19 protein-coding genes and 1 riboswitch are annotated in these 16,712 nt (G+C 55.7%); of the genes, 11 read left to right on the forward strand and 8 right to left on the reverse strand.

All coding sequences use genetic code 11. The annotated features are described in order from the left end of the window. The first annotated feature begins 40 nt into the window (after positions 1 to 40). The 9 genes from LQ945_RS07215 (at position 41) to gutQ (ending at position 7,195) form a co-directional block, all read left to right on the forward strand. Positions 41 to 727 carry a GntR family transcriptional regulator gene (locus LQ945_RS07215; RefSeq protein ID WP_270102591.1) on the forward strand — a complete coding sequence of 229 codons (687 nt, stop codon included), beginning with the start codon at positions 41 to 43 and terminating at the stop codon, positions 725 to 727. 205 nt (positions 728 to 932) lie between these two features. Continuing rightward, positions 933 to 1,982: a class I fructose-bisphosphate aldolase gene (fbaB, locus tag LQ945_RS07220; protein ID WP_099062625.1), complete on the forward strand. Its 1,050-nt coding sequence runs from the start codon at positions 933 to 935 to the stop codon at positions 1,980 to 1,982. Between the two features lie 266 nt (positions 1,983 to 2,248). Further along, positions 2,249 to 2,797, forward strand: coding sequence for a PTS glucitol/sorbitol transporter subunit IIC (gene srlA, locus LQ945_RS07225; protein WP_020828107.1), 549 nt, complete (start codon positions 2,249 to 2,251; stop codon positions 2,795 to 2,797). A gap of 15 nt (positions 2,798 to 2,812) precedes the next feature. Beyond that, positions 2,813 to 3,790: a PTS glucitol/sorbitol transporter subunit IIB gene (gene srlE, locus LQ945_RS07230; protein WP_270102592.1), complete on the forward strand. Its 978-nt coding sequence runs from the start codon at positions 2,813 to 2,815 to the stop codon at positions 3,788 to 3,790. A gap of 22 nt (positions 3,791 to 3,812) precedes the next feature. Further along, complete coding sequence (srlB, locus tag LQ945_RS07235) at positions 3,813 to 4,175, forward strand: PTS glucitol/sorbitol transporter subunit IIA (protein ID WP_270102593.1); 363 nt, start codon at positions 3,813 to 3,815, stop codon at positions 4,173 to 4,175. A 10-nt stretch (positions 4,176 to 4,185) separates the two neighbouring features. After that, the gene (srlD, locus tag LQ945_RS07240; protein ID WP_044554620.1) at positions 4,186 to 4,965 is read left to right on the forward strand and encodes a sorbitol-6-phosphate dehydrogenase; all 780 of its coding nucleotides are present in this window, start codon (positions 4,186 to 4,188) and stop codon (positions 4,963 to 4,965) included. A 52-nt stretch (positions 4,966 to 5,017) separates the two neighbouring features. Continuing rightward, positions 5,018 to 5,374, forward strand: coding sequence for a transcriptional regulator GutM (gene gutM, locus LQ945_RS07245; RefSeq protein WP_044554619.1), 357 nt, complete (start codon positions 5,018 to 5,020; stop codon positions 5,372 to 5,374). Between the two features lie 83 nt (positions 5,375 to 5,457). Further along, positions 5,458 to 6,231, forward strand: a complete 774-nt coding sequence (gene srlR / locus LQ945_RS07250; RefSeq protein ID WP_020828112.1) for a glucitol operon DNA-binding transcriptional repressor SrlR — start codon at positions 5,458 to 5,460, stop codon at positions 6,229 to 6,231. Beyond that, on the forward strand, positions 6,224 to 7,195 hold the full coding sequence (gutQ, locus tag LQ945_RS07255; protein ID WP_044554618.1) for an arabinose-5-phosphate isomerase GutQ: 972 nt from the start codon (positions 6,224 to 6,226) through the stop codon (positions 7,193 to 7,195). Before srlR ends, gutQ begins: the two co-directional genes overlap by 8 nt. 217 nt (positions 7,196 to 7,412) lie before the next feature. Here gutQ and LQ945_RS07260 read toward each other — a convergent pair whose 3' ends face one another. The 4 genes from LQ945_RS07260 to thiM form a co-directional block, all read right to left on the reverse strand. Beyond that, positions 7,413 to 8,447 (reverse strand): methyltransferase, encoded by a 1,035-nt coding sequence (locus LQ945_RS07260; RefSeq protein WP_270102594.1) that lies wholly within the window; start codon positions 8,445 to 8,447, stop codon positions 7,413 to 7,415. 343 nt (positions 8,448 to 8,790) lie between these two features. Then, positions 8,791 to 9,249, reverse strand: a complete 459-nt coding sequence (locus tag LQ945_RS07265) for an inhibitor of vertebrate lysozyme family protein (protein WP_182824081.1) — start codon at positions 9,247 to 9,249, stop codon at positions 8,791 to 8,793. Positions 9,250 to 9,333: 84 nt separating this feature from the next. After that, a complete protein-coding gene (thiD, locus tag LQ945_RS07270) occupies positions 9,334 to 10,134 on the reverse strand; it encodes a bifunctional hydroxymethylpyrimidine kinase/phosphomethylpyrimidine kinase (protein ID WP_182824079.1) in 801 nt (266 codons plus the stop codon). Continuing rightward, positions 10,131 to 10,925 carry a hydroxyethylthiazole kinase gene (gene thiM, locus LQ945_RS07275; protein ID WP_270102595.1) on the reverse strand — a complete coding sequence of 265 codons (795 nt, stop codon included), beginning with the start codon at positions 10,923 to 10,925 and terminating at the stop codon, positions 10,131 to 10,133. The genes thiD and thiM overlap by 4 nt, the downstream gene beginning before the upstream one ends. Positions 10,926 to 10,961: 36 nt before the next feature. Beyond that, a riboswitch (TPP riboswitch) is annotated at positions 10,962 to 11,063 on the reverse strand. A gap of 68 nt (positions 11,064 to 11,131) precedes the next feature. Here thiM and LQ945_RS07280 point away from each other — a divergent pair. Next, entirely contained in the window at positions 11,132 to 11,557 is a 426-nt protein-coding gene (locus LQ945_RS07280) for a GNAT family N-acetyltransferase (protein WP_044554612.1), read from the forward strand. A gap of 41 nt (positions 11,558 to 11,598) precedes the next feature. Here LQ945_RS07280 and LQ945_RS07285 read toward each other — a convergent pair whose 3' ends face one another. The 4 genes from LQ945_RS07285 to LQ945_RS07300 form a co-directional block, all read right to left on the reverse strand. Further along, positions 11,599 to 12,864, reverse strand: coding sequence for an MFS transporter (locus tag LQ945_RS07285; RefSeq protein ID WP_044554611.1), 1,266 nt, complete (start codon positions 12,862 to 12,864; stop codon positions 11,599 to 11,601). 106 nt (positions 12,865 to 12,970) lie between these two features. Further along, the gene (locus LQ945_RS07290; protein ID WP_270102596.1) at positions 12,971 to 13,948 is read right to left on the reverse strand and encodes a sugar phosphate isomerase/epimerase family protein; all 978 of its coding nucleotides are present in this window, start codon (positions 13,946 to 13,948) and stop codon (positions 12,971 to 12,973) included. A gap of 9 nt (positions 13,949 to 13,957) precedes the next feature. Next, positions 13,958 to 14,665, reverse strand: a complete 708-nt coding sequence (locus LQ945_RS07295; protein ID WP_270102597.1) for a GntR family transcriptional regulator — start codon at positions 14,663 to 14,665, stop codon at positions 13,958 to 13,960. Positions 14,666 to 14,858: 193 nt separating this feature from the next. After that, positions 14,859 to 16,085, reverse strand: coding sequence for an MFS transporter (locus LQ945_RS07300; protein WP_270102598.1), 1,227 nt, complete (start codon positions 16,083 to 16,085; stop codon positions 14,859 to 14,861). 93 nt (positions 16,086 to 16,178) lie between these two features. On the opposite strand from LQ945_RS07300, the gene LQ945_RS07305 reads away from it, so the two are divergent. After that, positions 16,179 to 16,625 carry a winged helix-turn-helix transcriptional regulator gene (locus LQ945_RS07305; protein WP_270102599.1) on the forward strand — a complete coding sequence of 149 codons (447 nt, stop codon included), beginning with the start codon at positions 16,179 to 16,181 and terminating at the stop codon, positions 16,623 to 16,625. Positions 16,626 to 16,712 lie beyond the last annotated feature (87 nt).

A 16,712-nucleotide genomic window follows, 5' to 3' on the forward strand; every position in this document is an offset into this window, starting at 1 on the left:
ATGGTGGCATCCTAATCCAGCCAGATTACCGATCTTCACCATGTCTGAAACCTACAGCCTTACCAACAACCTCCCGGTCAATCAGCAAATCTACCGCTTCCTTCGTAAAGATATCGTCGATTGCACCATTCCCCCCGGTACCTTGTTGTCTGAAAAAGAGATCTCCACCCGCTTTTGCGTTTCGCGTCAGCCGGTGCGCGAGGCCTTTATCAAGCTGGCGGAGGCGGGGCTGGTGCAGATCCTGCCGCAGCGCGGGACTTTCGTGATGAAGATTTCCGCCAAGCGGGTGGCCGACGGGCGCTTTATTCGTCAGGCAGTGGAATGCGCGATTGTTCGTCGTGCTGCACAACGGATCACCCCGGAACAGCTGATGACGCTGGAGCATAACTTGCATCGTCAGACGCTGGCGGCACAAAACCGGCAAACCCGTGAGTTTTTGGCACTGGACGACGAGTTCCACCAGTTGCTAACCCAGTTCGCCGATTGTCCCCTGGCCTGGGAAACCATCGAAACCATCAAGGCCACCATGGACCGGGTGCGTTTTCTCAGCCTTAGCGAGGTTTCGCCGCCGGAAAGCCTGATCCAACAGCATTACCGCATTTTTGAAGCGCTGAAAGCGCAGGATGTCGACGCCGCCGAGCGCGCCATTCATGAACATCTGCAGGAGATGATTTACTCCATCACGCCTATCTCCCTGCAAAATACCGAGTGGTTTGAAGTCGAGTAATCAGCCGCAGATCTTCCGTGGGGCGATCGTCCCCACGTATTTGGCTACGCAAATGGCAATTCCTCTCAATCGCATCTATTGTTTCTCCTTGCCGTCAGGATTTCATTAATATCGTTTTATCAGCTTCAATCACCGCTTTTTGCTGCGCCGGTGGTCAGATACCTTAGGTTGCCGGTGTATGAAGAAGCTAAATCGGGAGTTAATCATGACTGATATTGCACAGTTGTTAGGAAAGGAAGCGGAAGACCTGTTGCAACACCGCTGTACTACCATCCCTGCTGAAAATCTCTACCTGCCGGGCGCCGACTTTGTTGACCGGATAATGATCGATAACAACCGCCCCAACACCGTATTGCGCTCAATGCAAAGCCTGCTTAACCATGGCCGCCTGGCCGGTACCGGTTACCTGTCGATTCTGCCGGTCGATCAGGGCATTGAGCATTCTGCCGGCGCGTCTTTCGCCGCTAATCCGCTGTATTTTGATCCGAAAAATATCGTCGAACTGGCCATTGAAGCCGGTTGTAACTGCGTCGCCTCCACTTATGGCGTGCTGGCGTCGGTATCGCGCCGCTACGCGCACAAAATTCCGTTCTTGGTCAAACTGAACCATAACGAAACCCTGAGCTACCCGACCCAATACGACCAGACGCTGTACGCCAGCGTCGAGCAAGCGTTCAACATGGGCGCGGTTGCCGTCGGCGCCACCATTTACTTTGGTTCCGAACAGTCACGCCGCCAGATTGAAGAAATTTCCAGCGCCTTCGAGCGCGCTCACGAGCTGGGGATGGTCACCGTGCTGTGGGCCTATCTGCGCAACCCGGCGTTTACCAAAGATGGCGTGGACTATCATTCCAGCGCCGATCTCACCGGCCAGGCCAACCACATTGCCGCCACCATCGGCGCCGATATCGTTAAGCAAAAAATGGCGGAAAACAACGGCGGCTACCGCGCGGTGAAATTCGGTTATACCGATGACCGCGTTTACAGCAAGCTGACCACCGACCACCCGATCGATTTGGTGCGTTACCAACTGGCCAACTGCTATATGGGCCGCGCCGGGTTGATTAACTCCGGCGGTGCCGCCGGTGAGAATGATCTGCAGGAGTCGGTACGCACCGCGGTCATCAACAAACGCGCGGGCGGCATGGGCCTGATTCTGGGGCGCAAGGCGTTCAAGAAATCGATGAAAGAAGGCGTGGCGTTGATCAATGCCGTTCAGGACACCTACCTGGATAAGAAAGTCACCATCGCCTGATCCCGAGCCACACCCAGTTCGTTCCTCCAGCCCGGTTCGCCGGGCTTTTTTGTCGCATTTTTCTGCCGATCCCCCGCTCGACTTTCTGTTTCTCTCGCTGCCTGAATGTTATTTTTCTTTCATTATTAACTTTCACAATAAAATATTTATCTTTCAAATTGTGATCTATTTAAAACAAATGAATCCATAAAGTGATTAGTGTAAGGCCCATGGCGACAGAGCCGCCGTTCGCTCCAGGCCATACCTTCCATCACAGGAGAACAATAATGATTGAGCTAATCACCCACGGAGCCGAATGGTTTATCGGCCTGTTTCAGAAAGGCGGTGAAGTGTTTGTCGGCATGGTGACCGGCATTTTACCTTTGTTAATCAGCCTGTTGGTTATTATGAACGCGCTGATCAAATTTGTAGGCCAGGAACGTATCGAACGCTTGGCGCAGCGCTGTGCGGGAAACCCGGTTTCTCGTTATCTGCTGCTGCCGCTGATCGGCACCTTTGTTTTTTGCAACCCTATGACCCTCAGCCTCGGGCGCTTTATGCCCGAGAAATACAAACCCAGCTACTACGCGGCGGCCTCCTACAGCTGCCACTCGATGAACGGCCTGTTCCCGCACATCAATCCCGGCGAACTGTTCGTTTATCTCGGCATTGCCAGCGGGTTGACCACCCTCGGCCTGCCACTGGGGCCGCTGGCGGTAAGCTATTTTCTGGTGGGGTTGTTCACCAACTTTTTCCGCGGTTGGATCACCGATCTCACTACCAGCCTGTTCGAACGCAAGATGGGGATCCGCCTGGATCGTCAGGTGCAACTTTAATCCGTGGAGTGCAGCATGAGTGCTTATATCCGTATTGAGAAAGGCGCCAGCGGCTGGGGTGGCCCGTTAACGTTGCCTGTCGAGCCTGGCAAAAAAGTGGTGTACATCACTGCCGGTACCCGCCCATCGATCGTCGACCGGATTAGCGAACTGACCGGCTGGCCAGCCGTCGATGGCTTTAAGGAAGGCGAGCCGCCGGCAGACGAAATTGGCGTCATGGTGATCGACTGCGGCGGTACCCTGCGCTGCGGCCTGTACCCAAAGCGCCGTATTCCGACGGTCAACATTCACGCCACCGGCCAATCCGGCCCGTTGGCGAAGTTTATCCTCGAGGATATTTACGTCTCCGGCGTGCGTGATAACAACATCAGCCGGGTGGAAGCGGCTACCGATCAGATCCCGGCAGCCACGCCACAGCCCAAGGGACGGGATTACGACACCAGCAAAAAAATCACCGAGCAGAGCGACGGCCTGTTAGCCAAAGTGGGTATGGGCATGGGCTCGGTGGTGGCGGTGTTCTTCCAGGCCGGGCGCGACACCATCGACACGGTGCTGAAGACCATTCTGCCCTTTATGGCGTTCGTCTCGGCGCTGATCGGCATCATCATGGCTTCCGGTCTGGGAGATTTCATCGCCCACGGCCTGACGCCATTGGCCAACAGCCCGATTGGGCTGGTGACGCTGGCGCTGATCTGCTCTTTCCCACTGCTGTCCCCCTTCCTTGGCCCTGGCGCGGTCATCGCTCAGGTGATCGGCGTATTGGTCGGGGTGCAGATAGGCCTCGGCCATATTCCGCCGCAGCTGGCGCTGCCCGCGCTGTTCGCGATTAACGCGCAGGCCGCCTGCGACTTTATTCCCGTCGGCCTGTCGCTGGCGGAGGCCAAGCAGGACACGGTTCGGGTCGGCGTACCTTCGGTATTGGTCGGACGTTTCCTGACCGGCGCACCGACGGTGCTGATCGCCTGGGCCGCATCCGCCTTCATCTACCAATAACTTTGTTTGCCAGGGACCCGTTATGACTACCATTTTCCAGACCACCATCACCCAGATTGGCGACTGCGCCCGCGAGGCGCTGCAGGATGACATGTTGATCACCTTCCGTGAAGGCGCACCGGCAGACATCGAAGAATTCTGTTTCATTCACCAGCATGGCAACACCTCCGGTGAATTGCAGGCCGGTGGGTGGATGGAGCTGGCAGAGCAACGTTATCCGATCACCGCCGTCGGCGAAGTCGCCACTCAAAACCTGCGTGAATTGGGCCACCTTACCGTACGTTTCGACGGTGAGCCACAGGCCGAATTCCCCGGTTCGATCCACGTATCCGGCACCACGCCGGCGGATATCCCGCTGGGCAGCACGCTGAAATTTATCGCATAAGGAGCAAACCATGTCTGAAGTAGCTGTAGTGATTGGCGGTGGCCAAACGTTGGGTGCATTTTTGTGTCAGGGCCTGGCGCAGGCAGGCTATCGCGTGGCGGTCGCCGATTTAAACGCGGATAACGCCCGGCAGGTAGCACAACAGATTAACGACCAATATGGCGCGGGCAGCGCACGTGGCTTCCAGGCTGACGCCACCGACGAACAAAGCGTGATTGCACTGGCGGGGGCCGTTGACGATGAATTCGGCCCGGCCAACCTGCTGGTGTACAGCGCCGGTATTGCCAAGGCGGCACCGATCACCGATTTTCCGTTGGGAGACTTCGACCGCTCGCTGCAGGTCAATCTGGTGGGCTATTTTCTCTGCGCCCGCGAGTTTTCTCGCCTGATGATCCGCGACGGTATTGCCGGACGCATCATTCAGATCAACTCAAAATCCGGCAAGGTCGGCAGCAAGCACAACTCGGGCTACAGCGCCGCCAAATTCGGCGGCGTGGGGCTGACACAGTCGCTGGCGCTCGATCTGGCGGAATACGGCATTACCGTGCATTCCTTGATGCTCGGCAACCTGTTGAAGTCGCCAATGTTCCAGTCGCTGCTGCCGCAATACGCGCAAAAACTGGGGATCGCGCCGGACCAGGTTGAAAAGTATTACACCGACAAGGTGCCGCTGAAACGCGGGTGTGATTATCAGGACGTGCTCAATACCCTGCTGTTTTACGCCAGCGATAAGGCTTCTTACTGCACTGGCCAGTCGATCAACATTACCGGCGGGCAGGTGATGTTCTGATCTCGTCAACGCTCCCTCTCCTTCTGGAGAGGGAAAACCAACAGGAGGCTATATGACTCAGGCATTGATTACCTTCGCAATACTGGCCTGGCTACTGCAAATCGCCCTCGGCTGGTGGCAGATCCAACGTTTCAACCGTGCCTTCGACGGTCTGTGCCGATTGGGTGCCGTCGGTGTCGGGCGTTCCGGCGGACGCTTCCAACCCCGGGTGGTGCTGGCGTTGGCCTTTGATCCCGAGCAGCGGGTTTGCGGCAGCATGTTGATGCGCGGCCTGACCATCTTCGCGCAACCCAAACCGATTGTCCGGCTGCACGGCCTGCATCAGCGCGATCTTCGCCCGGATGTGATCTTCCCCGAGGATCCCGCATGCCAGACTGCACTATCGTTAGCGATTGCCCCTAAATCATGATATTTTCACATTAAAAGACATTACCTTTCATATTGAATTGTTAGCCGAAGGGAAATGCGCAACTCTTGTGAACAGGACGGGCTATGAAACCAAAGCAGCGGCAGGCCGCTATCCTTGAATATCTGCAGCGGCATGGCAAAACGGCAGTGGATGCCCTGGCAGCGCACTTTGCCACCACCGGGACCACCATCCGCAAGGATCTCACCCTGCTGGAAGAGGAAGGTGAAGTGATCCGCACTTATGGCGGCGTGGTGCTCAGCCGCGACGATGGCGACCAGCCTATCGATCGTAAAACCCATATCAATACCGAAAAGAAGCGCCAGATCGCCTATGCCGCCATTGGGCTTATCAACGATGGCGACTCGCTGATTTTTGACGCCGGCAGCACCGTGCTGCAAATGGTGCCGCACCTGGCGCAGTTCAATAACATCACCGTCATGACCAATAGCCTGCACATCGTCAATGCGCTGGTGGAACTGGATAACGATCAGACCATCCTGATGCCCGGCGGCACCTATCGCAAAAAGTCGGCGTCCTTTCACGGCAGCCTGGCAGAATCGGCTTTCCAGCAGTTCAGCTTCGACAAACTGTTTATCGGGGCAGACGGCGTGGATCTCAACGCCGGCGTCACCACCTTTAACGAAGTGCACAACGTCAGCAAGGCGATGTGCGAAGCCGCCAGCCGTATTATCCTGCTGGTGGACTCGTCGAAGTTCGGCCGCAAAAGCCCGAACGTGGTCTGCGACCTGAGCGCCGTGGATACGCTGATCACCGATAAAAACATCAATCCGGATTACCTCGCCGCGCTGCAGGCGAAGGGGATCAATATCATTCTGGTAGGAGATTTTGATGAGTAACGCCGCTGCCCTGCTGGCCTTTGCCCGCGAAACGCTGGAAATCGAGCTGACCGAAGCACAGCGCCTGCTGGCGCGACTGGACGATAATTTCGTCTGCGCCTGCGAACTGCTGCTGAACTGCCGAGGCAAGGCGGTGATTTCCGGCATCGGCAAATCCGGCCACATCGGTAAAAAAATTGCCGCCTCGCTGGCCAGTACCGGCACTCCGTCGTTCTTCGTGCACCCGGCAGAAGCACTGCATGGCGATCTCGGCATGATTGGCGCCGACGACGTGGTGGTGTTTATCTCTTATTCCGGCCGCGCCAAAGAACTGGATCTGATCTTGCCGCTGCTGGCGGAAAATGCCATCCCGGTGATCGCCATCACCGGCGGCAAAGAGTCGCCGCTGGCACAGGCGGCGGCCTGCGTACTGGACATCAGCGTCGAACGTGAGGCTTGTCCGATGGGTTTGGCGCCGACCTCCAGCGCCGTCAATACGCTGATGATGGGCGACGCCCTGGCGATGGCGTTAATGCGCCAGCGCGGTTTCAACGCCGAAGACTTTGCCCGTTCCCACCCGGGCGGCAGCCTGGGTGCACGTTTGCTCAACCGGGTGCACCACCTGATGCGCACCGGCGATCGTCTGCCGAAAGTCAGTGAAAGCGCCAACGTGATGGAAGCCATGCTCGAGCTCAGCCGCACCGGGCTGGGATTAGTCGCGGTGTGTGACGCGCAGCAGAAAGTGGTGGGGGTATTTACCGACGGCGACCTGCGCCGCTGGCTGGTAAAAGGTAATAGCCTGCAGGATGCGTTAAGCCCGGCCATTACCCGCCCAGGCTATCGCTTGCCGGAGCAGTGGCGCGCAGGGGAAGCCCTGGAGGCGTTGCATGAACAGCACATCAGTGCCGCACCGGTGGTCAATCTGGACGGCGTGCTGGTCGGCGCGATCAACCTGCACGATCTGCATCAGGCCGGGATCGGCTAACTAAACTGAAGAAACCCGCAGCAATGCGGGTCAGATTGCTGACAAACACTCGAAAAGACTAAACCGGTAGGGGTCGAACATGTTCGACCCGATTTAACTCATTGATTATGCTATTGGGCGCAGCATGCAGCGCCCCTACCATTAAACAACAGAGCATTTTGTCTACGGCCTCAATCCGCAGCAATGCGGGTTCCTCCTTGCCGGTTCATCTCGGGTATCAATTCGGTACCGCCTCGACGATCGACAAATAACAGCCGGTATCGATAATCCGATTCAGTTTCAGGTCGGCGCTGGCCAACAGCGCCTTCAATTCTTCTTCGGTGCGTACCTGCCCGCCGTCAAAACTGCCCATCAGCACCAAATCGAGCTCGCGACAGCTGTCCCAGGCAGTGTTATTCGGCACTATCACAGGTTCAATAAGCAATAGCTTCGATTGCGGATGCATCGCATTACGGCAAGTGCGCAATATCCGGCTCGCCGGCTCATCGGCCCAGTCCATGACGATAAATTTCAACAGATAAAAATCTGCCGTCGGGCAGGTTTCAAAGAAACTGCCCGCACAGGTTTCCCACCGCGAATCATCACCCAACTCACCAAGGCGGTTTCTCGGCAATACCTGCGGTTGGTCAAAAAGAATGCCTTTAACCGTAGGGTTGGCGCGTAATACGCTCAGCAGCAATCCGCCAAACCCACCCGCGATATCCACCACCGTCGCATGCTCGGGGAATTTATAGCTGCGCATCACAATTTTATTTTCCAACGCCGACATCGATGCCATACCGATATGGAAATCATTTTCCGAGTCAGGAATATCGTCTTGCGACCAATAATCATAGAATGGCATGCCGAATATTTGTTTAAATACCGGCTCACCGCGTAAAGTCGCGGCTAATTTTCCCAATGGGCGCCACATGGTTTCATCCGTCAGCATTAATACCCCTCCGCGCAGTGAATCCGGCACGTCCGAACGCAAATATTGCGCTACGGGGTTTAGCGAGAAACGTCCGTCTTCGGAAACGGCAAAAATATTGCGTGATGCCAGAATACTTAAAACTCGGTGCAGCATACGACTGTCCACCTCCAGCTTCCTTGCCAGCTCCTGAGCGGTTTTGGGGCCGTCGATCAGATGATCGGCCACGCACAGCTCAGCCACAGCCCGCAAGGCGGCCTGCACGGTGAATCCCATCGTTTGATCCAACAAATATAATGATGCTTTTTCATCTTCAGAAAGAGTAACCTGATTAGTTGCCATGATCATAATGCTCCGTTTGGATATTTAACCCCAGATACCATTGCAAAAAATATATCTGCAACGCTCTTTTACGGTGAAAATAAATTCGCCAAACAAAGGATAGATGCAATAAAAAATAAAACCACAAAATAAATAATGATATTTATTAAAAATAACAAATAAAACACGTAAACCATTAAATAAAAAGAAGATAAAAACAATATAAAAAAAGAATACGAAATGAATTAAGCAAATACGTAATAATATTTATCCCATGGTATTTTATTTATGTTAGATAAATTTAAAATATAAAAAATTAAAATAAAAACTCGGCTGAATGTGACCACATTCAGCCGAATATGGACTATTTCCAGTCGGGATTATTCTCGAACTGTTGCTTCAACAGCGCCTTCATATCGTCGTTCGGTTTACCCAGCCACTGATATTTGGCGTATTTCTTCGGATGATCAACCGCTTCCGGCTTATCTGCCACCTCGACGCGCACGGCCCAGGCCTGTGATTTGTCTTCCTTAAACGCCACTATCATAAAGTTGTTGGCGCAATCATGCGGCTTGCACAAATTGCCCACCAGATAGTTCTGCCCCTTCCAGCTCAGGCTCTGTGCCGGGGTTGAGGTGCCCACCCCCTTGCGCGCCCAACCCGGCAGGCGAGCCTGGCCTTTCACCATATTCTGCCAGCTGGTCTGGTAACCCGGCTGCTGGATCACGTCAGAGGTAGTGACGATCTGCTGAGCGAAACCGCCCACGCTGAAGCTGAGTAACGCGCCGAAGATGGCGCCGCGAAGTGCGTTTTGTCCTGTCATGGCCTTCTCCCTAGAAAAATCGGTTGTACCCGGCCCAAGCCGGGTCTGGAACTAGTCAGACCACAAGGGTAGCAAAAAGTTGACTCACCACCAGGCATGAAAATGATGTACCGGCCCGATGCCGTGCCCCACTTCCAGCGTATCGGCCTGCAGCAGTGCCTGTTGCAAATAGTCCTTGGCGGCAGCGACCGTCCCGGCCCAGTCGTTGTGACGCGGCCGCAGCGCCGCCAGGGCGGCAGACAGCGTACAGCCGGTGCCATGAGTATGTCGCGTTGCCACGCGCGGTGCGGTAAACCGCTGCTCCTGCTCGGCCGTAAACAACCAATCCGGACTTTCGCTTTCGCTAAGGTGGCCCCCTTTCATCAACACCGCCTGACACCCCATCGCCAAAAGCGCCCGACCCTGCTCGCGCATCTGAAGCTCATTTTCTGCCGGGGCGCATGCCAGCAGCGCCGCCGCCTCAGGCAAGTTCGGCGTGATGATCGACACCAACGGCAACAGCTCGCGACGGATCGAGTCCACCGCTTCCGGCGCCAGCAGAGGATCGCCGCTTTTCGCCAGCATTACGGTATCCAGCACCACAAACGACGGCCGGTAATGGCGCAAACGCTCCGCCACCGCTTGCACGATATCGGCATTAGCCAACATGCCAATCTTGGTGCTGTCGATGCGCAGGTCGCTGAAGACGGAATCCAGCTGAGCGGCGACAAAGGCCGGATCTATGTTGTAGACCGACTGCACGCCACGGGTGTTTTGCGCCACCAGCGCGGTAATCACCGAGGCGCCATAGGCCCCCAACGCAGAAAAAGCTTTTAGATCGGCCTGAATACCGGCGCCGCCGCTCGGATCGGTCCCGGCAATAGTCAGTGCGTTAATGCGTTTCATTGCAGTTCCTCCGGACGCAGCTGGTAAAGGGCGTCAAGGAATGCCGGGGTGAAACTGCCCGGCCCGGCGGCACGGCGCGTGGCCCGTTCACCGCAAAGCGACATCACCCGGCAGGCGGTCGCCACGTTATCCAGCCGATCGCCCGGCAGGCTGCAGAATGCCGCCACCACCGCCGAAAGTGCGCAGCCGGTACCGACCACGCGCGTCATCAGTACATCGCCGCCGGGGACCGCCCAGTCATGCTGACCGTCGGTGATGTAATCGACAACGCCGGTTACCGCTACCACGGCCCCGCTGTTTAGCGCCAATTCACGCGCCGCCGGCAATGCCGCCAGCGAGTCGTCTGCGCTGTCGACGCCACGTCCGTTAGCCTGCAGACCGCTCAGCGCCATGATTTCAGAAGCGTTGCCGCGGATCGCCGCCGGCCTCTCGCCCAGCAGACGATGGGCAAAGGCAGTGCGATAGACCAACCCGCCGACCGCTACCGGATCCAGCGTCCAGGCAGTTTGTGCCAGGTTGGCGGCTTCCACCGCGGCCAGCATGGATTCGGCGCGTGATGCATTGAGGGTGCCGATGTTGATCAGCAACGCATCCGCCAGTCGGCTGAACTGCGCCGCTTCGGTCGGTTCCACCACCATCGCCGGCGAAGCGCCGAGCGCCAACAGGACGTTAGCCGTCAGTTCCTGCACCACTTCGTTGGTCAGGCAATGGATCAGGGGCGATTGGCGTTTAAATTGAGTCAAACAGGCCGTGGCGCGAGCACCGGGTAAAACATCAGGTCGAGCGAGCATATTCCTCCCAACCGGCGTTCAAGAAGGCGGGTACCGGTTGGGGCACCGAGACTTCCCTACGCTGGCATAATCCAGATCAGGTAATACGGGTAAAATCTCAGCCACCACGCATCGCGCAGGGCACCCCGAGTCAAGACGGCCATTATTGGGGTTGCCGCCGGTGAGGTCAATCGCGCTATAGTGTCAAAAAATAAAAAGGAGGTGCCATGCAGATAAGAAAATACCAAGAGGCCGATCGCCCCTTCCTGCGCACCCTGTATCTGGCTTCGCGTAAAGCGGCGTTTCCGTGGCGTGATACCGAAGATTACCGGCTGGAAGATTTCGATCGCTCAACGCTGGGCGAGGACATCTGGGTGGCAGTAGATCAGGGAAAACGGCTGGGGTTTGTGTCGATTTATCGGCAGGACAACTTTATTCACAACCTGTATGTTGATCCGCATCTGCCACCGCTCGGCGTTGGCAGCGCACTGCTACAAGCCGCGGAACAGACCTTCACCGCCACCGGTTCGCTGAAATGCCTGGTGAAGAATGAGAAGGCGCTGGCGTTTTACCACAAGCACGGCTGGCGAACCATCACCACCGGCAATGACGGCGGTGAAGAATATTATCTGCTGTATTCTCCGGCCAAGTAAGGGCACGGCGCTAACCGTGCCCGTCCATTAATGCCCCCGGCTCAGGCGACAGAGGCTGCCGGGGTCAGTTTTGCGCGTGCGCGGATATTTCTGACCAACAGCCCCGACACTATGATCCCGGCACAGGCAAACGCGCCCATCAGCCCGAAGACGATCTTGTAGCCGGTCAGCCCAGGGAAGGCGTCGAGAATATGGCCGTACAGGCTAAAACAGAACATCGCCGGGGCATAACCGATAAAGCTGCCCAGTGCCATAGCTGCACCGGTATGTTCTTCGTCAATGCCGGCTTCACCGATGGGGGCAAAGAACACTGCCCGTTGGGTAAAGACCACCGCACCAAATCCCAACGTACAGGCCATGCCCAAGTAAACCGGCATTTGTTCATGCGGTAACAGGATTAATAACGCCAGCGCAATGGCGCTGATAATGAAGGTATAAAATAAATATTTGCTGGGAGACTTTAATACTTTATCGGCAATAAGACCACCGATCGGCCCCCCCACCATTTTTAGGCAGTATTGATTAATGATCCCGTAAGCGCCCACCAGTGCAATCGGCAACGCATAGACATGGCTAAGGAAAGGAATAAAGAACGTCAATCCGCAATACACCGCGTAAACACAGAAAACGCTGAAGGCAATCAGCCATACCGTTTTGTTTTTTAATACGCTGCCCATGCCCGGTTTTTTATTGACGGGAGCTTCTTCTTTCGCGGGTAACTTTTCCTCTGGGCTTTCTTTCATCACCAACAGAATAATAATCCCTACGCTTATGGCGATGGCCGAATAAAACAATATGCCGGCCTTAAACCCCAGGTAGCCGCTGCCAAAAGCGGTAAACAGCGCCAGCGCAGAAAAGGCCACCACCGTATCGACAACCCCGCGCCCGGTTTCAAAAAAGCCGAACAACCGCCCCTGCTGAGTATTATCCCCCAGCATACTCACCGACTTGAGCAGCACCGGCCAATTCAGCATGTCGCAGGTTACGCCGAACAGCGCCCAGACAAACAGTATGCCCCAGTACCCCGGCATGCTGGAAAGATAGATGCCGAGCAGGCCAGTAGCAATCAGCGAAAACGACATGGTAAAACGTCGCGGCAGGCGATCGGAAAAATAGATTGATAAGAAGAAGCCAATGGTCGTCACAATCGAGTTAACCGACATGGCATTGCCTATTTCACCGTTACTCAAGTGAAAATACTGTTGCATCGGAACATAAAAAGCATCTTTAAGAGAAGGCAATTTATAGATTGTCCCTCCACATAAAACCAACAAGCTAAATAATGCCCATCTTTTTTTAGTTAACATAGTCCCCTCACAGCCGATAATTAATAAGCGGTGTTGTTTCCCCGTTGACGAGGCGAGCGTGCATCCACATCAACGAGAATGTGTTTTTTATAGGTTTATTTTTATATTATGCCGGGGTTAACAGTTCCCGGGCTTGTTGCATTAAACTTTCGATAATGGCGCGAACGTAGTGAATTTGATTTAAAGCATCCTGGGATTCTTTCTTTAATCGCTCTTCCAATCCCTGTGCCGGTAACGCTGTTTCACTCATTTCTCGCCATGGAATGGGAGGATTATCCCCTTCGTCGCTGAAACGAAACGGCGGTGCGTAATAATCCACCTCCTCTTCCAACCCATAGGCGGTAACCTGCGGTTGCTCTTCACCCAGACAGATCAGCCCCAATAACAGTTCTCTAAATGGCAAATCTCCCTGTCCGGAAATACAGGCACGATGCCCCATGCCCTTGTTCTCTCGTACAATAATTGCGTCCTTGATGTGCACCTGAGTGATTTCCCCACTCATTGCCGCCAGTGCCGGCAGCGGCTCTTCATTGGCGTTAATCATGTTGGCGAAATCAAACAGCAGGGAAAGTTGAGGGAAATCTGCCGCCCGGACCAGGCCGACCAATTCATGGCTCTTGAGATCTTCATGCTGTTCCAGAGTAAAACTCAGGCCGCTGTGTTGATAACGCTGTTTGATGTATTGAATATCCGCACCGATACGCGCCAGCACTTCCTGCAATGCTCCCTGATAGCGCGGATAAAAACGCACTGAGCTGGCCCCGCATTTCAGCGCGATATTCACCGCCTGATCGATAGTTTGCGAGTCGGAGGCGCTGGTTTCGATATGAATATCCAATCCATAGCGACGAGCCTTTTCGCCAAAGCTGCGCAATCGGGCACCATCGGCATGACAGAGCGCCTGACTTTCCCCATCCAGCACATGTACCTTCACCCCACGCAACCGCTGCTGATGGGCAATGCTCAGCAAATCCTCGGGCAAGATCTTCTCCATACGCATATTGAGATGAAAGGCGTACGCATGCAGGTAAAGGGGCAAGCTCTGCGCCCGTAAAAGGACTTTCTCCGCCGTTAAGCGATCCATGATATTCACCTATAAGTTAATAAAGAAATCTACCGACTCGAAGCGCCAGTGTTCGATATCCACCTGCACGATCCGGCGTTCGGCATCGGCACGATGCTTTTCGACCAAAATCGCAGGCGTGCTGGCGTTTCCGCCCATCATCTTGCAGGCCTCACCGGATAATCGAGTCGGTTTAAAGGCCAAGTGGCGGGTTCGAGTGGCAGTGTCATAAGCCTGTTCCCAGACCTCAGCAAATGAGTTCTCCCCCAGGCGTTCGATAAAGCCGGGCGCCACTCGCGGACTGATAAAGGTTTCGTGATAAAACACGATGTGATTGTCCAGCGCCCCCCAGCCAGAGATTTTGTAGATCTCGCTCCCCGCGTCGACCTGCAATAACTCTTTGATAAACTCCGGAGCTGCCAATACGCGCTCTTTGGTCATATAGCCCCAGGAGGGACAACGACCCTGCTCGATAGCCGCCTGTTTGAAACTGGTGGAGGAATTGGGGTTGTAGTTAAAACGCGGCAGTGCCGCAAACCAACCCCGACGATCCTTGCGGAAGATCCTCGACTCGCTTTCCAGGAACAACAGCGCCTGACGTAACGTCATGCGCTTGATGTTCAGCAATTCTCCCAGTTCTCGCTCCGAGGGAAGCTTGTCACCCGGGGCTATTGCCCCCTGGCTCAGCCAGTCATTCAACCTGGCCTTTGCCAATTCAACGGTTGAGCTGTTTTCCATATCCACACCTAATTGGTTTAAACCAGATTGCACAACAGTATCGCGGGGAATTATGACAAACAATGGGGGCATTGGATTTTATGTGTGACTTCGGTCTCAGAACAGAAGGGATCTGGCAATCTCGGGCAAGATCCCCCCTCAGGTCATCTCTTTCTACGGATCCAGCAAGGGGCCGGCAGAATCAAGAACGCCGTCATTTTTCCGACGCCGTCGGCATCGCACGCAGCGTCAGCCCCCAGAACACCAGGGCAATAAAGCTGACGCCCGCCCCCAGCCAGCACACTCCCTGCCAGCCCGCCAGGGCGAATACGTGAGTGCTGGCAAAAGCGCCGAGCCCACTGCCAATGGCATAGAACAGCATGTAGACGCCTACTAACCGGCTATGCGCCTGCGGATGTGCGCTGAAAATCAGGCTCTGATTCAGCACATGAATGGCTTGGCCTGCCAAATCAAGCAATACAATGCCGATAATCAACCATCCCAGGCCATAGCCCAGCATACCGAGCGGCAGCCAGGCCAGCACCAACAGCAGCAGGCAGATGCCGCTCGCCAACTGTGCCAAGCCGCGGTCCGCCAGGTGCCCTGCTCGTACCGCCGCCAGCGCCCCTACCGCGCCCACCAGGCCAAAGGCGCCAATCACCGAATGCGAAAAGTTGAACGGTGCCTGACTCAGCGGCAGCACCAATGCGCTCCAGAAAATACTGAACGCCGCAAACATCAGCAGCGCCAGCATGCCGCGAATTTGCAACGTGCGATCGCGCAGCAACAGCGTCAGCATCGAACGCAGCAAGGCGGTGTAGCCAAGCGTTGAAGGCGGTGTGTTCGGTGCAGGCAGCAAACGTGCCAGAATCGGCAGCAACACCAGCGTCACGCCGGCGGAAAAAAAATACACCGTACGCCAGCCTCCTGCGTCTGCCAGCGCGCCGGACAGGGTTCTCGCCAATAACAGACCCAGCACCACGCCGCCCTGCGCCGCCCCCACAACCCGACCACGCTCATGCGGTGCCGCCAGCGTGGCGGCAAAAGCGATGAGTCCCTGTGTCATCGCGGTACCCAACAACCCCACCAGCAACATGCCGATCAGCATAAGCAGGCTGCTGTTTGCCCAACCGACCATACACAATGCGGCAATCAACAACAGTTGCTGAACCGCTAACAGCCGATGGCGATTAATGCGATCCCCCAGCGGTACCACCAACAACAGCGCCAATGCGCAACCAAGCTGGGTAGCGGTGATCACCATCCCCACCGACGCCACGCTGATAGCAAATTCCTGGGCTATGGCATCCAACAACGGCTGGGCGTAATACACATTGGCCACGCTAAAAGCGCTGGCGCCGGCCAGCAGCAACACCAGCGAAGCCGGCAGCCGCCGCTGCGCCTGAGATACGCAGATCGGATCCAGTGTTTTGTCACTCATCGCTCACTCCAAAGTGGTTTCATTATTAAACTCAATGGACATTACGCGCAGAGGTTTTATAATGCAACCAGATCGTGCAACAGGAGGGATAACGTGAAACGTAAAAGCCTGGAAGATGCGCCGTGCCCCGTGGCACGGACGTTGGATGTGATTGGCGACTGGTGGTCACTGTTGATTGTGCGCGACGCTTTCGACGGCGTGCGCCGCTTCAGTGAATTTCAAAAGGGGCTGGGGATGGCGAAAAATATTCTCTCCACCCGGCTGCGTACCCTGGTGGCACAGGGCATTCTGGAGATCGCGCCGGCTTCGGACGGTAGCGCTTATCAGGAGTATATTCTCACCGACAAGGGCCGAGCCCTGTTCCCGGTGATTGTCGGCTTGCGCCAATGGGGGGAAGACCATCTGTTTGCCGATCAAGAGGCACATTCAACATTAGTCGAAAGCGACAGCGGCCAGCCGATCCCGCGCATGACGCCGACCGGCAGCGCCGGGCAAACGCTCACCCCTCTGAATACTCAGGTGATCAAGGTGGGTGAGTAAAACCAGGAATGTCACTTTCGCTGGTCAAACGTCTACGCAGTCGCGGCGCCTTCCGGGTTACTGTATAGTCCCCGTTTTACGGGGAAA

Source organism: Serratia liquefaciens, assembly GCF_027594825.1.
In the GTDB taxonomy this organism is placed as follows: Bacteria; Pseudomonadota; Gammaproteobacteria; order Enterobacterales; family Enterobacteriaceae; genus Serratia; species Serratia liquefaciens_A.

Excerpts from the sequence above, each read along its gene's own strand:
- srlD (WP_044554620.1), top strand. The coding sequence starts at position 4,186 with ATGTCTGAAGTAGCTGTAGTGATTGGCGGTGGCCAAACGTTGGGTGCA.
- LQ945_RS07260 (WP_270102594.1), bottom strand. The coding sequence starts at position 8,447 with ATGGCAACTAATCAGGTTACTCTTTCTGAAGATGAAAAAGCATCATTA.
- LQ945_RS07290 (WP_270102596.1), bottom strand. The coding sequence starts at position 13,948 with ATGGATCGCTTAACGGCGGAGAAAGTCCTTTTACGGGCGCAGAGCTTG.
- srlA (WP_020828107.1), top strand. The coding sequence starts at position 2,249 with ATGATTGAGCTAATCACCCACGGAGCCGAATGGTTTATCGGCCTGTTT.
- gutM (WP_044554619.1), top strand. The coding sequence starts at position 5,018 with ATGACTCAGGCATTGATTACCTTCGCAATACTGGCCTGGCTACTGCAA.
- LQ945_RS07215 (WP_270102591.1), top strand. The coding sequence starts at position 41 with ATGTCTGAAACCTACAGCCTTACCAACAACCTCCCGGTCAATCAGCAA.
- srlR (WP_020828112.1), top strand. The coding sequence starts at position 5,458 with ATGAAACCAAAGCAGCGGCAGGCCGCTATCCTTGAATATCTGCAGCGG.
- thiD (WP_182824079.1), bottom strand. The coding sequence starts at position 10,134 with ATGAAACGCATTAACGCACTGACTATTGCCGGGACCGATCCGAGCGGC.
- LQ945_RS07265 (WP_182824081.1), bottom strand. The coding sequence starts at position 9,249 with ATGACAGGACAAAACGCACTTCGCGGCGCCATCTTCGGCGCGTTACTC.
- LQ945_RS07280 (WP_044554612.1), top strand. The coding sequence starts at position 11,132 with ATGCAGATAAGAAAATACCAAGAGGCCGATCGCCCCTTCCTGCGCACC.
- LQ945_RS07300 (WP_270102598.1), bottom strand. The coding sequence starts at position 16,085 with ATGAGTGACAAAACACTGGATCCGATCTGCGTATCTCAGGCGCAGCGG.
- gutQ (WP_044554618.1), top strand. The coding sequence starts at position 6,224 with ATGAGTAACGCCGCTGCCCTGCTGGCCTTTGCCCGCGAAACGCTGGAA.
- LQ945_RS07285 (WP_044554611.1), bottom strand. The coding sequence starts at position 12,864 with ATGTTAACTAAAAAAAGATGGGCATTATTTAGCTTGTTGGTTTTATGT.
- thiM (WP_270102595.1), bottom strand. The coding sequence starts at position 10,925 with ATGCTCGCTCGACCTGATGTTTTACCCGGTGCTCGCGCCACGGCCTGT.
- srlE (WP_270102592.1), top strand. The coding sequence starts at position 2,813 with ATGAGTGCTTATATCCGTATTGAGAAAGGCGCCAGCGGCTGGGGTGGC.
- srlB (WP_270102593.1), top strand. The coding sequence starts at position 3,813 with ATGACTACCATTTTCCAGACCACCATCACCCAGATTGGCGACTGCGCC.
- fbaB (WP_099062625.1), top strand. The coding sequence starts at position 933 with ATGACTGATATTGCACAGTTGTTAGGAAAGGAAGCGGAAGACCTGTTG.
- LQ945_RS07295 (WP_270102597.1), bottom strand. The coding sequence starts at position 14,665 with ATGGAAAACAGCTCAACCGTTGAATTGGCAAAGGCCAGGTTGAATGAC.